At 39.0% G+C, this 16,543-nt stretch carries 14 protein-coding genes; all 14 read right to left on the bottom strand.

Features of this window, described 5'->3' with window-relative positions; translation table 11 throughout:
- Positions 1-112: 112 nt before the first annotated feature.
- The 14 genes from B1R93_RS07735 to B1R93_RS07800 all read right to left on the bottom strand — a co-directional run bounded on the left by B1R93_RS07735 (position 113) and on the right by B1R93_RS07800 (position 16,527).
- On the bottom strand, positions 113-1,240 hold the full coding sequence (locus tag B1R93_RS07735; RefSeq protein WP_088103307.1) for a BMP family lipoprotein: 1,128 nt from the start codon (positions 1,238-1,240) through the stop codon (positions 113-115).
- A gap of 234 nt (positions 1,241-1,474) precedes the next feature.
- The gene (locus B1R93_RS07740; protein ID WP_088103308.1) at positions 1,475-2,650 is read right to left on the bottom strand and encodes a CamS family sex pheromone protein; all 1,176 of its coding nucleotides are present in this window, start codon (positions 2,648-2,650) and stop codon (positions 1,475-1,477) included.
- A 34-nt stretch (positions 2,651-2,684) separates the two neighbouring features.
- On the bottom strand, positions 2,685-4,688 hold the full coding sequence (ligA, locus tag B1R93_RS07745) for an NAD-dependent DNA ligase LigA (RefSeq protein WP_088103309.1): 2,004 nt from the start codon (positions 4,686-4,688) through the stop codon (positions 2,685-2,687).
- Between the two features lie 34 nt (positions 4,689-4,722).
- Entirely contained in the window at positions 4,723-6,930 is a 2,208-nt protein-coding gene (gene pcrA, locus B1R93_RS07750; protein WP_245308239.1) for a DNA helicase PcrA, read from the bottom strand.
- A 75-nt stretch (positions 6,931-7,005) separates the two neighbouring features.
- Positions 7,006-7,701 (bottom strand): heptaprenylglyceryl phosphate synthase, encoded by a 696-nt coding sequence (pcrB, locus tag B1R93_RS07755; protein ID WP_088103310.1) that lies wholly within the window; start codon positions 7,699-7,701, stop codon positions 7,006-7,008.
- 317 nt (positions 7,702-8,018) lie between these two features.
- Complete coding sequence (locus tag B1R93_RS07760; protein ID WP_088103311.1) at positions 8,019-8,948, bottom strand: bile acid:sodium symporter family protein; 930 nt, start codon at positions 8,946-8,948, stop codon at positions 8,019-8,021.
- Between the two features lie 119 nt (positions 8,949-9,067).
- Positions 9,068-11,155, bottom strand: a complete 2,088-nt coding sequence (locus tag B1R93_RS07765) for a bifunctional diguanylate cyclase/phosphodiesterase (protein WP_088103312.1) — start codon at positions 11,153-11,155, stop codon at positions 9,068-9,070.
- Between the two features lie 108 nt (positions 11,156-11,263).
- A complete protein-coding gene (locus tag B1R93_RS07770) occupies positions 11,264-12,052 on the bottom strand; it encodes a (2Fe-2S)-binding protein (protein ID WP_088103313.1) in 789 nt (262 codons plus the stop codon).
- A 210-nt stretch (positions 12,053-12,262) separates the two neighbouring features.
- A complete protein-coding gene (locus B1R93_RS07775) occupies positions 12,263-12,577 on the bottom strand; it encodes a YbjQ family protein (RefSeq protein WP_088103314.1) in 315 nt (104 codons plus the stop codon).
- Positions 12,558-12,764 carry a hypothetical protein gene (locus B1R93_RS07780; RefSeq protein ID WP_088103315.1) on the bottom strand — a complete coding sequence of 69 codons (207 nt, stop codon included), beginning with the start codon at positions 12,762-12,764 and terminating at the stop codon, positions 12,558-12,560. Before B1R93_RS07780 ends, B1R93_RS07775 begins: the two co-directional genes overlap by 20 nt.
- Positions 12,757-13,689 carry an alpha/beta hydrolase gene (locus tag B1R93_RS07785; RefSeq protein WP_088103316.1) on the bottom strand — a complete coding sequence of 311 codons (933 nt, stop codon included), beginning with the start codon at positions 13,687-13,689 and terminating at the stop codon, positions 12,757-12,759. Before B1R93_RS07785 ends, B1R93_RS07780 begins: the two co-directional genes overlap by 8 nt.
- 34 nt (positions 13,690-13,723) lie before the next feature.
- Positions 13,724-14,257, bottom strand: a complete 534-nt coding sequence (locus B1R93_RS07790; protein WP_088103317.1) for a helix-turn-helix domain-containing protein — start codon at positions 14,255-14,257, stop codon at positions 13,724-13,726.
- Between the two features lie 83 nt (positions 14,258-14,340).
- The gene (gene ade / locus B1R93_RS07795; protein ID WP_088103444.1) at positions 14,341-16,080 is read right to left on the bottom strand and encodes an adenine deaminase; all 1,740 of its coding nucleotides are present in this window, start codon (positions 16,078-16,080) and stop codon (positions 14,341-14,343) included.
- 135 nt (positions 16,081-16,215) lie between these two features.
- Positions 16,216-16,527: a YerC/YecD family TrpR-related protein gene (locus tag B1R93_RS07800; protein ID WP_088103318.1), complete on the bottom strand. Its 312-nt coding sequence runs from the start codon at positions 16,525-16,527 to the stop codon at positions 16,216-16,218.
- Positions 16,528-16,543 lie beyond the last annotated feature (16 nt).

Genomic DNA, 16,543 nt, shown 5'->3' on the forward strand with positions numbered 1-16,543 from the left:
CCAAATAGGTCACATAAACCTTTTGGGGCAACCCCGAAGCAATCATTTAAGCAGCTTCAATTTCTTCTTTAGCAGAATATCATTCTGGTGCTTCATCCTTAGTCTTCAACTATTAAAGGGTTTCTAAGAAATCCTCGTATTCCTCATCTGTTTGAGGAACGGTAATTTCACCATCCTGGATTTTCGCTTCATACTCTTCTACTGCTTGTAAAGCTTCTTCAGACATGTTATCAGTCGATGGAGAAATCCCAACTGCATCTTCCTCTAATCCGTACTCTAACACTTCACCACCTGGGAAATCTCCATTTAACGTTCTATCTGAAACAAGATACACAGCTCTATCCACACGCTTAATCATCGATGTAAGGGTAACGGATTGATTGTCACCGTAAGCCCCCTCTTCGTACTGATCACGGTCTACACCAATTGCCCAAACCGCTTCACCATTTCTGGCACGATTAATTGCCTCTGTAAATAAACCGTTTCCAGTCCCACCTGAAGCATGATAAATGATATCAGCACCTTGGCTATACATTGTGTTCGCTATTTGTTGACCACGTGTAGAATCATTAAAGCTTTCAGCGTATTGTACAATAATCTCCGCATCCGGATTAACTGCTTTTACCCCAGCTTTAAACCCATTTTCAAACTTCTTTATTAATGCACCTTCTACTCCACCAATAAAGCCTACTTTATTTCCTTCCGTTTGTAATCCAGCTGCTACCCCGACTAAAAATGATCCTTGATGTTCTTTAAACGTAACATTTGCAACATTTGGATATGTATTACCTTCACCATCAACGACAACAGAGTCGACAATCGCAAGCTGAGCATCTTCAACCTGTTCTGCAATTGTACGAACAGCATCTTCCATTAAATATCCAATACCCCAAATTAAATCAGCATCCTCACGAACAAGGTTTCTTAAGTTTGGTTCAAAATCTGCAGTCGTAGATGATTGAAGATAGCGATAGCCAACTCCCTCTTCTAACCCAAAATCTTGTCCAAATTCAGTTAGCCCTTCCCAAGCTGATTGATTAAAGGAACGGTCATCGATTCCCCCAACATCAGTTACCATTGCAACACTGAAATCTGTTTCTGTTGCTTCCTCAGTGTCTGGAGCATCTTCTGCCGGCTCTGGAGCAGTTGTATCTCCACCAGTATCACCACCTGCACCACAAGCAGTGAGAGTAAGTACGGCTGCCATTGATAATGAAATTGAACGTAGCCATTTTTTCATTATAAAAAAACCCCCTATTGTTTTTTGCATGAGCGCTATTTTAGTTTATACACATTGGTTGAAATGTAGCGATTTTCCATGCATAACTACTATTTATGATTACAATTTAACCATTTTCTATACTTTTGTAAATAAAAAAACCCTAAAGCTACGTTGTTATAATATACTGAATTTACAAACATTTCAAAATAAAAACAGCGGGCTAGCCATTAAAAAAGACCCCAAAATGGAGTCTTATTCGAATATATGAATAAATGGTTCATCTTTTGAATTACGAACAATCATACTTTCTCGTTTACCTGATACAGAAGTAACATAAACAGTCACTTTTAAGTTTTCATGAAAGCGTTGTGTTATTCGGTCAGCTGTATATTGTGTTAACGCAACAATCTCTGCTTTCCCTTGATATCGAATTGGGATTTCAATAGTTAGTTCCCGAAGCTGATTATTAACGTAATGTCCTTTCCCTACAACCCCTATATAAGAATCAAAAAAATCTTGAATTTCATCTTTAAAGCGTTGAAACTGATCGGCATCATTCCGAACATCTGTGCTTGCATCTCTTGACGGAAATAAATAGTATTGTTCATTAATCTCTTGCCAGCGATCTAAGCTATTATTTGGCTCCGCAATAGCCTTAAGGAAGAAATGACCTGGAATGACAGATTCTCTAGGCTGCTCACGAAACATCGCGACGACAATTGGGACATTTTTCAAAACCCCTTCGTCTCGATTATCTGAACGTAGTCGGCTAACAATCTCATTAGCTATCTTCTGTCCTTCTCGTTTCATCGCCTCTTCTTCTATTACTGTTTCATAAAAGTAGTAAAGCCCTTGGTCATCTTCCACTCTAAAATTATAGACTGAGTTCATCGATAAGCCGATAACAATTCCACCTAGCTCTAGATTCCCATTTTTGTTTTGGACTAAGTAGTTATGTTCAAGAATATGAGAAAGATAACGTGGTTGGCTTTCCTCTCTCTCTTTCATTGATTCCCCTTGACCGAGCTCAGGATTTAGCCCTGTTGGGTTTTTGTCTGCGTCATAGCGCTTTAACCAACTATTTAGTTCATCTCTTTTAATAAATTGCCCTTCTCTAAAAAAATAATGATCTGGCTCAAAATATTGCTGAGCCACTGAGGTTAGCCCCATTTCAAGTTGGTCTAAATCTAATCTGTTATAAACGACGGCATTACCAAAGCCTCGCGATTCACCGTGTAAATACGTACCATCATATAAAACACTCTGATAGTAGTTTTCTGGCGTTGTAATTTGAGGTACAATCTCAACCGTTTGTTCTTCCTCTAACTCCTCTAACTCCAGTTCTTCTTTTTCTGGTTGAAGAAAAGGAAAACAACCTGTTAGAAAAAGAAGAATCGTGAGAGAAGCAATCCCAAATCTTCTCGACATGAGGTGCTCCCTCCTCTCTATATTAATAATCGATTCATGAGTGAAGAACTTCTAATAATTGTTCTTCATCCCATACGAGAATATTTAATTGTTCTGCCTTTTTAAGCTTAGAGCCTGCATCTTCACCTGCGATAACCAAATCTGTCTTTTTACTAACACTACCAGTTACTTTCCCACCTAAGGCTTCAATCTTTTCTTTTGCTTCATCACGTGTTAATTGATGCAATTTCCCTGTTAAAACAACAGTTTTATCAAGAAATAGACTTTCCGTTACTCCTGCTATAGGGGCAGCGCCTTTATAGGTTAGATTCACACCTAATTGCTTGAGCTCTTCGAGTAGCTCACTTACCTCTGGTGTTGAAAAATAACGAACAATCGATGACGCCATTTTCTCACCTATTTCATTAACAGCAATAAGTTCTTCCTCGGTTGCCTGTTGAATTCTTTCAATTGTTCCAAATTCTATCGCTAAAGTCTTCGCTGCTTTTGCACCGACAAAACGAATCCCTAAGCCAAAAAGGAGGCGTTCAAGTGAGTTCTGCTTCGTTTTCTCGATCGCTTCTAATAGATTATCAACAGACTTTTCACCCATCCGCTCAAGCTTGAGTAACGCCTCACGTTCTAATTTATAGATATCAGCAACATTACGAACTAACTGATGCTCAAATAACTGACTAATTACCTTTTCACCTAATCCATCAATATTCATCGCGTTTCGAGAAACAAAGTGGATAAGTCCTTCACGGATTTGCGCAGGGCATTGTGGGTTAATACAACGTAATGCGACCTCACCTTCTAAACGAACTAACTCACTCTCACACGCCGGGCAATGAGTAGGCATCGTAAATTCCCGTTCACTACCATCCCGTAGCTCAGTCAACACATTGACAACTTCAGGAATAATATCACCCGCTTTTTTTATAACAACAGAATCGCCCAGCTTTACATCTTTTTCCCGTATAAAATCTTCGTTATGAAGCGAGGCACGTTTCACGGTTGTACCAGCAACTTGCACTGGCTTTAGCAAAGCTGTCGGTGTAATCACACCTGTACGCCCTACACTCAATTCAATATCTTCAAGGATTGTTACTACTTCCTCTGCAGGGAATTTATAAGCAATTGCCCAGCGTGGACTCTTCGCAGTAAATCCTAGCTCCTTTTGCTGAGAAAGTGAATCAACTTTTATAACAATACCATCGATATCATAAGAAAGCTCTCCTCGCTTCTCAAGCCATTCCGTCGTATAACCAATGACCTCATCGATGCTTTCGCAATGCTTGCTTTCTTCATTTATTTTAAAGCCTAATGTCCTTAAATAGTTAATTCCTTCATAATGCGAGTGAATTTCCTTGCCCTCTATACTCCCTATTGCATAAACAAAAATTGAAAGGTTTCGTTTTGCAGCGATTTTAGGATCTAATTGACGCAATGAACCGGCAGCTGCATTTCGTGGATTCGCAAATTTCTCTTCCCCAGCTTGTTCCTTTGCCAAATTCAACTGGTCAAATGACCGTTTTGGCATAAAAGCCTCACCACGTACTTCTAGAGTAACATCCTCTTTCAATCGTAACGGAATCGCTGGTATCGTTTTAAGGTTAGCGGTAATATCCTCGCCGATAGTCCCATCGCCACGAGTAGCGCCACGAACTAATTTTCCTTCTTCGTATAATAAAGACACGGCTAAACCATCAATTTTCAATTCACACGTATAGGCGACCTCATCTCCAACCGCTTGGCGTACTCGGCGATCGAAATCGCGCAAATCCTGTTCAGAAAACGCATTACCAAGACTAAGCATTGGCGTCCGATGCTCTACTTTTTCAAAAAAAGGCAGTGGCTCTCCTCCAACACGGACAGAAGGAGAGTCATCACTAATGAATTCTGGATACTCGGCTTCAAGAGAGATTAACTCTTGCATCTGTTTATCATACTCAGCATCGGAAACAATTGGCTTATCTAATACATAATAATGATAACCATACTCCTCAAGCTGCTGTCGAAGCACTTCAATTCGTTTTCCTGCTTCGGCTTTATCCATGGGCTTCTTCCTTTCTTTACGACTTTAACGAATGTTACATTTTTGTAATGGGTGCAAATTTAGCAAATAATCGTTTTACACCGGTCGGGGGAGGGAAGGCAATATCTAATTCCAATGAATCAGGATCTCCCTTTATGCTTACAACTGTTCCGACTCCCCATTTTTTATGTTCAGCCTTATCCCCAACATTCCAAGAGAATTGGTCGCCACCTGTTACCGTCGTTCTCGGCTTAGAGATCGGTCTAGGTCTTGAACTAGGAGCAGAAGTTGATGCGGACGATGTCGTCATCCATGCCGGTGCTTGCTTCTCTTCATTCAACGACTCTAGGCACTCCTCAGGTACTTCTGCAATGAAACGTGATGGAGGATTCGTATTTGTTCGTCCATATAACGTTCGCAGTCGCGCATTCGTCAAATACAGCTGCTTCTCTGCCCGAGTGATTCCAACATAAGCCAAACGCCGCTCCTCTTCCATCTCGTCTTCTTCAAATAATGATCGACTATGTGGAAATATTCCTTCTTCCATTCCTATAAGGAAAACAAGCGGGAATTCAAGTCCTTTAGCCGAATGTAACGTCATTAATGTAATCGTATCTTTCTTTTTCCCTTCGTCGTCATCATCTAACTGATCAATATCTGCTACAAGTGCTAAGTCTGTTAAAAAGGCGACAAGGGACTTATCCTCATTTTGCTTTTCAAATTCATTGGTAACCGTTAAAAATTCATCAATATTCTCTAGACGGCTTTGTGCCTCGATTGTTTGTTCATTTTTCAGCATTTCGCGATAGCCTGTCCGCTCTAATAATTCTTCGACTAACTCTGATACGGATAAATATTCCTGCATTTGAACCCAATGACCAAGTTGCTCAGAAAACTCCTTCAGCTTCGTAACAGCACGGCCTGACAACCCGATTTGTTCAACCTCATGCAAGGCAGCAAACATCGAAATGCCTTGTTGAATGGCAAACGCACCAATCTTATCAACTGTTGTTGCACCGATCCCTCGCTTAGGTACATTTATAATCCGCTGTAAGCTAATATCATCATCTGGATTGGCAATTAGTCGTAAATATGCAAGAACATCTTTAATTTCCTTACGATCATAGAACTTTGTCCCGCCAACAATATTATAATCAATATTAGACTTAACAAAAAATTCCTCAATTACACGCGACTGCGCATTCGTCCGATATAAAATCGCAATATCTGAATAAGTATGCGTTCCTTCACGTACAGCCTCACGGATTTTCTCGACAACAAATTGGGCCTCTGATTGCTCTGTATCAGCGGAGTAATAACCAATTTTTGCTCCTAAATCATTTTCCGTCCAAAGATTTTTTGGTTTTCGGTTTCGGTTATTCTCAATAACTCGGTTTGCTGCCTGCAGGATTAGTTTTGTTGAACGATAGTTTTGTTCAAGCAAAATAACAGCCGCATTCGGATAGTCACCCTCAAACGATAAAATATTTGCGATATCTGCTCCACGCCAACGGTAAATGGATTGGTCAGAATCCCCGACAACACAAATATTTTTATAACGGTCACTTATCATACGAACGAGCATATACTGGGCCCGGTTCGTATCCTGGTACTCATCAACAAGCACATATTGAAACTTTCGCTGATAATGCTCTAACACCTCAGGAACAAGCTTAAACAACTCAATTGTTTTCATTATTAAATCATCAAAGTCTAACGCATGATTCTTTTTTAATTGCTTCTGATAGTCAACATATACCTCAGCAGCTGTTTGGTCATACAATCCTGTAGCGATTGCCGCAAAATCATCAGGCTTTTTCAATTCATTCTTTGCACTACTAATAGTCCCGAGAATACTTCGAGCATCAAACTTCTTCGGGTCAATGTTTTTATTTTTTAAAATTTGTTTAATTACTGTTAGTTGATCACCTGAATCTAAAATCGTAAAATTACGATTATAGCCAATCCGGTCGATATCACGTCGCAAGATTCTTACACACATGGAGTGAAACGTTGAAATCCAAATATCCTCAGCAATCGGGCCAACAAGCTGGGCTACACGGTCTTTCATCTCTCTTGCAGCCTTATTCGTAAACGTTATTGCTAGTACATTCCACGGAGCAATGCCTTTTTCACGTAATAAATAAGCAATTCGATGCGTAAGCACACGTGTCTTCCCACTTCCAGCACCGGCCATTAACAATAACGGTCCCTCTGTATGTGTAACGGCATTCCTTTGTTCAGGATTTAATCCATCTAACATTCTTTCAATAATTTTCTCTTGCACATCCTCACCACCAAACAAATGTTCTCTTTTTATTTTATCGTCCATTCCCTACTATTTCAATGCTTCCTTTACTGCTTCGACTGTTTTTAATGCAGCGTGAATATTTTCATAGATGAGGTTCCCTACAACAACCGCATCTGCATGTTGCGCCATTTCCTTTGCCTGCTCTGGTGTCTTAATTCCTCCACCATAGAACAAGCGAGTTCCCCCAAGGACAGCTGCCACCTGTTGGACAAGCTCAAGTTTTCCATACGTTCCACTATATTCGAGATAGAAAATTGGATAGTGATATAAATTCTCTGCCATTCGTGCATAAGCAATCACATCTTCATTTGTAAGATTTGTATTTGCATTTGTCACTTTTGCAGCTTTCGCCTCTTCATTGAGGATACAGTAGCCTTCCATCACAATTTCATCCCAATTCATAATCGCTCCGTATTCTTTAACTGCTTGATGATGATGTCCTAAGACATAGTTTACATCACGACTGTTCATCACAGAAGGAATAAAGAAGTAGTCGAAGCCCGGTGTAATGGCATCTAAATTTGATATCTCTAATGCACACGAAATTGGATAACGGCGTACACGAGCTAATAGCTGTAATGTGTTATCTAATGTAACTCCATCTGTCCCTCCAATAATAATTCCATCTGTTCCTGACTCACATATAGCCTCTAAATGTTCGTCTGAAATGTCTTTATTCGGGTCGATTTTAAAAATATGGTGCCATTCCTGATAATCCAGCATCGATTCATTCTCAACTCCTAATGAAACATCTATCGCATCTAAGACGTCATTATATCAAAGAAAGCAAGGCTTGTCGCCCGATAGAAGAAGGAGGAAAAATGTCTTTGTACCCTTTTTTTCATATGAAGAACAAATGGTATCACTTTATGGACAAAAAAAGAGGCTGTGCCAAAAGGTTGTTTTTTAACCTTTTGGCACAGCCTTCATGCAATGAGCGTAGTCGCTACATCTTTTAAAAGCCTCTCTCATCGTAAGGCGCGTAGCGGACGAAGCCATTGCTGTGCACGCTTTATGCTTTTGAGACAACCCCCTTTTCATTATCTATTCTTATTTCGAGTCCAGAACGACACTAATGCCGGGCCTGATATATTATGCCAAACGGAGAAAATGGCACTAGGTAAAGCTGCAAGCGGTGAAAAGTGAACAGAAGCTAACGAAGCGCCTAAACCGGAATTTTGCATGCCTACTTCTATTGCGATAGCACGTCGCTTCGTTTCATCAATTCCGCATAATCTAGCTGTAACGTACCCTAGCGCTAAACCAAAACCATTGTGAAGGATAACCGCAAGAAACACTAGTAATCCCGTTGTTGCTATATTTTCTTTATTTACCCCAACAACTGCTGCCACAATTGCTAGAATGGCAAGAATAGAAATAATAGGCAAAGCCTTCACACTTTTCTCAACAGTATTAGGTAAAAAGCGCCGAACTAAAATTCCGAGGATAATCGGGATAATAATCATTTCGATGATGGATTGGAACATCGCCCACGCATCGATCGGTAGCCATTGACCTGCTAATAAGAGCAAAATCGCAGGAGTTAGAATAGGAGCAAGTAAGGTAGATACGGAAGTCATTGCCACAGAAATGGGCACATCTCCTTTCGCTAAATACACCATAACATTCGATGCAGTCCCCCCTGGGCAAGCACCTACTAAAATTAGACCCACTGCAAGCTCTGGTGGTAACTGAAGAATAATGGCTAGCAAATATGCTACTAGTGGCATAATGACAAATTGTGCGATTACCCCAATAAGAACTGGTACTGGCCTTTTGGCGACGACAGAAAAGTCTGTTGGCTTCATCGTTAAGCCCATTCCGAACATAATAATACTTAAAAGTAAAACAATATGTGGTGCAATCCACGTAAACCCACTCGGAAGCAAAAAGGCTAGAATACTAATAATAATCACAATAAGAGCAAAGTATTTACTTAACAGTCTACCTAAAACTTCTACCTTCCCCATATATGAACCCCCCTTTTTTATAAAAATCTGATTCTCTTAATTCTATGTATGGTTAACAACAAATCATGCATACCTTTTGACTTTTATAGAACTTAGTTCAAAGATAGGCTTATGGAAAATCACGACAATCCTAAATAGCGCTCTTGAAATTCCCCAACTGGTAATGGCTTACTAAACATAAACCCTTGCACTTGGTCACAATGTAGTGTTCTTAAATACTGTAACTGTTCTTCTGTTTCAACCCCTTCAGCTAAAACGGTAAGCCGTAAGCCATGTCCCATTGTTAATATAGACTGGACTATCGCAGCATCCTTTTGATTTTGGTAGATATGTTGAACAAAAGATTTATCAATTTTTATCGTATCAACTGGAAAATGTTTAATATAATTTAATGAGGAAAACCCTATGCCAAAATCGTCTAATGAGATTCGAACACCTAGCTTGTCTAACTCTTGTAGAGTATGGGTCACCACAGTCATATCATATGCACTAATCCCTTCCGTAATTTCAAGCTCTAAATAATGGGCAGGAATATCAGTTTCATCTAGAATTCTTCCTATGATAGCAGCGATATCTTTGTGCTGAAATTGCTTTATTGATAGATTTATCGCAACTGGGACAGCCTTCCTACCTTCATTTCTCCAATCTCTAATTTGTTGACATGCAGTTCGAATAACCCATTCTCCAATATCGATAATCAGACCACTTTCCTCTGCATATGGAATAAATTCTGCTGGAGGAATTAATCCTCTTCTAGGGTGTTTCCACCTTATTAATGCTTCAGCACCACATATCTCATTTGTCCGCAAATCAAATTTCGGCTGGTAACATAGAACAAATTGATTGTGGTCCAAGGCTTTATGTAATTCGCTTTCTAAATGAATGAGTTCACGTGTTTGTTCCATATATGACTCAAAAAACTGATAATGATTTTTCCCTCTCGCTTTTACTTCATACATGGACGTATCAGCATTTTTTAATAAAAGTTCAATTGAATCTCCATTATCTGGGTATAGACTAATCCCAATACTGACACCAATAAACAGCTCTTGTTCAGCAAGAGTAAATGGTTTTTGCAACACGTCAATCAGTTTTTGTGCTAAACCTGCTACTTCTTCCCTTTCACAATGAGAAAGAATAACCGTAAATTCATCGCCGCCTATTCTAAATAAACACTCCTTGCTAGGAAGTAAACGCAAAAATCGTTCAGACACCTTTTTTAATAAAATATCTCCAACAGAATGACCAAGCGAATCATTAATCATTTTAAAGCGATCTAAATCAAGAAACATAATAGCTACCTTTGATTGTTCGGCGTTTGATAGCTTAAGTTCCTCTCTTAAACGTTTAATAAAAAAACGTCGGTTCGGCAGCTTCGTTAATGAGTCATGATAGGACAAATAATAGTTTAACTGCTCTATTTTCCGCTGATGAGAAACATCTTTAGCTAACAAATAAACACCTACTACCGCACCATTTACAATCATTGGAATCATTGACACACTAAGTACAAGATAACGCTCACTAGCATGCCTGAACCTAACATCTAGATGCTGCGCCTGACCATCAATCGCATCACGAAAATACTTCTCAATATCGGTAATACTGTCACCAACATAATCAATAAATGATTGACCAATAAGTTCATTTAAGGGAGATCCGAATAATAGCTCTGTTGCGGGATTAACATGGAGAAAGCGTCCACTTAAATCTAGCCAGGAAACACTATCAGGATTATATTCATATAAAGATTTATACCTTTGTTCACTCATTAATAAGCATTGTTCTGTCCAACGCTGCTGAGCAATATCTCGTGTAACAACGACATAGCCTTCTTGATTAATTAATTTGGGTAAAGACTCACCTTGTACTGATAAAATCATCGTAGGCTGTTTCTTTTTTTTTAACCAAATATTCACTTCTTCTACAGTCTCATTCTTTATAAACCGGAAAAACGGATTACGCTCCCGCTCCATTTCACTTTCTCCATTTGGATATAAACATTCTAATTGAGAAACGTCATCTACTGTTAAACTATCAGGTAATCCATGCTTCTTCGCCAACTCATTCATATAAAGAACATGGCCAGATTTATCATAGATGACAATTCCTTCAACTGTGATTTCTTTATTAACAAGAGCAAAAATTGTGTCTTTCACAATCGTTTCATAGGAAGGAAAAACCGTTGTAGCTATTGTTTTTTTCATAAAATAATCCCTCAACAAAAATAACGATAATGATTATCATTATCGTTATCATAGTTCAACTGTAAGTTCGTTGTCAATTTAGATGCTTGATTAAATAATTGCACAAAGCTACGTCGTTGATGCGACCAGCTGTTTTTTTCTATCTTCCCGCTCAGCTTCACTTAAACGCGGACAAGTATAACATTTTGTCCCTCTTGATTTCTCTGTCTTGTAATACAAGCAGCAGGTTGGCTTCATTCTAATCATCGTTCCCGGTTCTTTTAGACTTTCAATTTCTCGAATCGGAAATGATAGTGGGTTCTTATCACAACGAAAGATTTCGGGGGCTGCTTTCTCAAGTAACCAATTAAAGTCCTGTTTGACAATATCCTTTTGTGCTTCTTCTATAAACGTTAAACCAATTTTGTGACCATAATGCAATCCGCCAACTAGCTGGCCCCATAGCTCTCTTATTCGAATACTAGTCGATTGAGACAAAGCTTCTAAAACAGGTGTCACAACTTGTTTGTAAAAGTTCACTAGCTGTTCCCTTCTCCAATTAGCGTTAGCTTCACTCACGCATTGTAGATTTGCTAGCTTATATGATAACGCATAATAGTCATGTTCTTTATTATAGTAAAGCTGGACGGTGATTTGATCTCGGTCAGAAGGGATAGCAAGTTCTGTTGATAGAACCGTTTGAAGCGCAGCACAAATATATCCAAATGAGCTCGAAAAATAAGTCGCGGCTACGTCAACATCTGTTGCTTTTAATTTTTCAGCATAGTAAGCTGTGAAGGCGTTCGCAGCCTCTGACTGAAGTAGTTGAGCTAACGTCACTTCGTATACTTTAGCAGGATGATCCTCGTCTGTAATTGAACCGTATTTTTTTAATTGTTCGAAATCAAGATTACCCATGAAACGTACCCCTTTCGCCCTTCATTCGATAACAAGAACACCGTTAATGATAATCATTTTCACTTAAGTATACAGGAGCTTAACAATTCCTTCAAGTGAAACATGAAAGAGTTATCCATTTTTTAGGGAGAAAGAAAAGGGTACTCTTATTTCTCTTATGTAATAAACTAGGAAGAGAGGCTGTACCTGTAAGCCCCTCTTCCTTATTCCTTATCGTACTACAACAGCCGTACCGTACGCGATAACCTCCGCAGCAGCACCCATTACTGTAGAGGTTTGCAGACGCATCCCTACAATTGCATTCGCTCCTAATTCTTTCGCCTCTTCAACCATTCGATGAATTGCTAGTTTTCTAGCTTCGATCATCATTTCGTTGTACCCTTTAATTTCCCCACCGACAATTCCCTTTAAAGCGGCTGTTATGTCACGTCCAACATGTTTCGTTTGAATCGTACTTCCTTTCACATACCCGATAACTTCGATAATTTCATGTCCAGAAATCGTCTCAGTAGTGACAATCTTCATAATCGATTTCCTCCTTTTTTTCTTTTCTTCGTTCAAGAATAAAAAGTATTAGAAGACTCCCTAAACTTGCACCATAACCTAAGAAAGCGTATAAAGCCCATAGCTGATTAAAAAACAAAAGAATAATGCCGCCTATTTGACTGAAAAACGCTACAGCAACTAGTAAATATTTAATCGACTCACGCATAGCGACTCAACCAACTATTAATTGCTTCAATAAATTGAGGTGAAATAGGCTTTTCGCCAGATCCTTTATAAGCTTTTTTGATTTGTAGTATTGAATAATCTTCCTCCTGATGTCTAAGAATATGATTCATATTTGGAATGACCACTGCTTCCGACTCTGTCTGTACAAGTTCATGAATATCGTGTACTTTTTCGGGTGTTACTTGTAAATCTTTTGAACCCGTTACCGCTAATACTGGACATTTGATGTGCTGTAATACTTCCCTTACATTATATTCATAATGTTCTTTAAACCATTTCGCATTCACCCTAGCTCCTTGAATACGAATAACATCCTTTTTAGCTTCTAACATTTTTTGATCAAACTTAGAACCTTGCTTTTCAATTTTCTTTGTTACATTAATTAATTGAAGAAGCTTTCCCTTTAGTCCACCTAGATTATTTAATGCATCAACTACCTGTTTTCTTTGGGAAAGCAAAGCCTCATGTAGCGTTTCAGCTGCTCCGGCCAAAAGAATCACCCCTGCTAATGACTCATGTTTAGCAACTGCAGGTGCAATCATGGCCCCTTCACTGTGACCGATAATAAATAGCTTATGTTCATCAACAAATGGCTGATCCTTTAGAAATTCCAGTGCCGCTTTGCCTTCCTCCACTAAGTCCCAAAACCCTACTTTCAAGAAGTTTTCTGGACTTTTTCCAGTTCCACGCTTATCGTAACGAAATGTTACATACCCTAATTTTGAAAGTTCCTCAGCTAATTGATTGTAGAGATTTAATTTTATTCTTCCTTTATTACCATTCCGATCTAGAGGTCCAGATCCCGGTAATATTAAAATAGCGGCCAATTTCTCTTTTGCTGCAGGTTTGGTAATTGTTCCGTAAACGGAGCCGTTATGTTCAAAGCTTACAATTCGTTCCTCCATATTTAAACCTCCCATCCAATAAAAACTGCGGGAGTTAACCTCCCGGAATGAATGTTGTTGCCATGATTCGTTCTTTCCGATCGCCTGTCGGCTTATTTTCCGAAACCTTTTCAAAAAGCGCTCTTAATTCATCTAGAAATTCTTTAAATTCAGCATCACTTAAATGTAAGGTTGTTTGCCAATAACCAAGGCCATCTTTCTTATACTGAAGTGGAGAATGATTAAGCACATATTTTTCAAATTCTTTTAGTAAATTTGCTTGATACATCATAAAATATTTAAGATGTTCATCTGGTGCTGTTTCCTCAACTTCCTTATCAGGGATCTTCAGTTGCTCTTTTGAAACGGCGTACACCTTTTCCGTCGTCCCTCTAACTTTATGAGTCTCAACAACTTCTACTGCCTTTGCCTCTCTTAAAATAGTAAGGTGCCGGTACATTGTTGCTTGAGGAACATCAGCTAATTTTTCAACAAGTTGTTGGACCGTAAGTCTTTCATGTGATAGAAGTGCTTGAACGATTCGCATACGAACAGGATGAAGGAGTACATCAGCTTTTTTCTTAGTCATATTACCCCTCTTTTTATATTATCATTATATAAAATGATAATATTATAATAAATGATAATAGTCAAGAGATTAAAGCTAGCTCTTTATTCATTTTCGGAGCTAGCTTCAATATGGCAAAAAGCATCGACATCAAACAAACCCTTATCTGTTAACTTTAATGATGGTATGACCGGTAATGCTAAAAAAGATAGCGTTAAAAATGGATTCCATGTATCGAGAAAACCTATTTCTTGTAGAGCTCCTTCTAACGCATGTAATGATTCATTAACCTTTTCGAATGGTTCAAGTGACATTAATCCCGCTAAAGGTAAGCTTAATGACGCCAAGACTTTGCTTCCCTTGACAACTGCAACTCCACCACGTAATGAAATGACATGATTCATTGCGTGATAAATACTTTCGTCATCAGTCCCACAAGCAACAATGTTATGTGAATCATGGGCTACTGTTGCTACTATCGCCCCATTTGTCATCGGAATTCCCTTTAAAACCCCGACACCGATATTACCAAGCTTTTTATGCCTTTCAGCAACGATTAACTTCAATTGATTATTTTTAACCGAAGGGAGAAACATTCCGTCTTCAACCATTACTTCTTCAATTAAGTGCTCTGTCATTATCGAACCGGGATTTGTTTTAATAACATGGACTTTTTTATGATTACGAATCGGTAATTGCAATGAACTAATATCAAACGATTTGACATGGACACTATCTGTTAACGCTGCGGGTGGGTCTAGTTTTTTTCGAGCAGGCGCAATTATTTTTCCGTCTTCGGCTACTTTTTTCCCTCTTACATAGACACTTTGAATGTTAACCGATTCGAGACTTTCAATGAATAGAAAATTTGCCTCATAGCCTGGGGCTATGGCTCCCTTTTCTCCGATCTGAAAACATTCAGCTGCATTTAAGCTAGCCATTTGTATCACTTGTAGAGGGTCTAGTCCTAATGAAATCGCTTTTCGGATACTGGCATCTACACTCCCCTCTCCAACTAGATCATCTAGATGCTTGTCATCTGTTGCAAATACACAGCGTCTCGCGTTATAAGGTGTCACAACATTAACTAATGCTTCCAAATCCTTTGCTGCTGTTCCCTCACGTATTAAAACGTACATGCCTCTCCGTAAACGTTCAAGCGCTTCATCCGCGGTGACAGCTTCATGATCATTGCTAATCCCCATCGTTCGGTAAGCATTTAAACCATTAATATCTAAACCAGCTGCATGCCCATCAATGATTCGCTGATTTTCTTTTGCGGCTAACAGCTTCTTTACCATCTCATCCTCTCCATTAAGGACAGAGGGATAATCCATTACCTCTCCTAATCCATATACTTCACCTTTCTGAAAGAGTGTTGCAATTTCAGTAGCTGTAACCGTTGCTCCGTTATTTTCAAAGCTTGTCGCAGGAACACAGGATGGCACCATGATTTTCACATCTAAAGGAATATCCTTAGAGGCATCGATCATATATTGAATTCCAGTAACACCAGCAACATTAGCGATCTCGTGAGGATCTGCCATTACCGTTGTTACTCCTCTAGGAACAACAATATTTGCAAATTCTTCCGGTGGGACCATTGCCGATTCTATATGAACATGACCATCAATAAACGCTGGGCAAATATATTGTCCTTTAGCATCAATCACAGTCATTCCCTCATATTGTCCAATTCCAACGATATAGCCTTCTCCAATTGCTAAATCCTGTTCAATGATTTCTAAATTAAATACATCGATGATTTTACCATTCTTTACGACGATGTCAGCGGGTTGCCGCTTAGTTGCCATTGCTACTCTGTTTTTCAATTGTTTCTCCATTTCTCCACCGCCTTTAGTATGTAGTATTCCTATCATAGCAAAAGAAGACCCGGACTTCTTCTGAAATGTCCTGTTTCTTAACATAAAAAAACCCAGTCCCCCAAAAAAGGTTTTTAGGAGCTGAGCCGGTCGTTATTATTCTTCAGTTTGTGTTTCATTATCCTTAATTCGATCAAGCGTCATTTTATATCCATCATTTCCGTAATTTAAACAACGCTTCACTCTCGAAATCGTCGCTGTACTTGCCCCTGTCTCCGTCTCGATTTTATGATATGTAAAACCGTTTTGGAGCATCCGTGCAACTTCAAGTCTTTGCGCTAACGACTGAATTTCATTGATTGTACATAAATCATCAAAAAACTCATAGCACTCCTCTAAATCCTTTAGTGAGAGAATGGCCTTAAATAATTGGTCTAATTCTTTTCCACGGAGTTTATCGATTTGCACTCAAACTCACACCTTT

The organism is Halalkalibacter urbisdiaboli (assembly GCF_002156385.1).
Classification (GTDB): Bacteria; Bacillota; Bacilli; order Bacillales; family Bacillaceae_D; genus Halalkalibacter_A; species Halalkalibacter_A urbisdiaboli.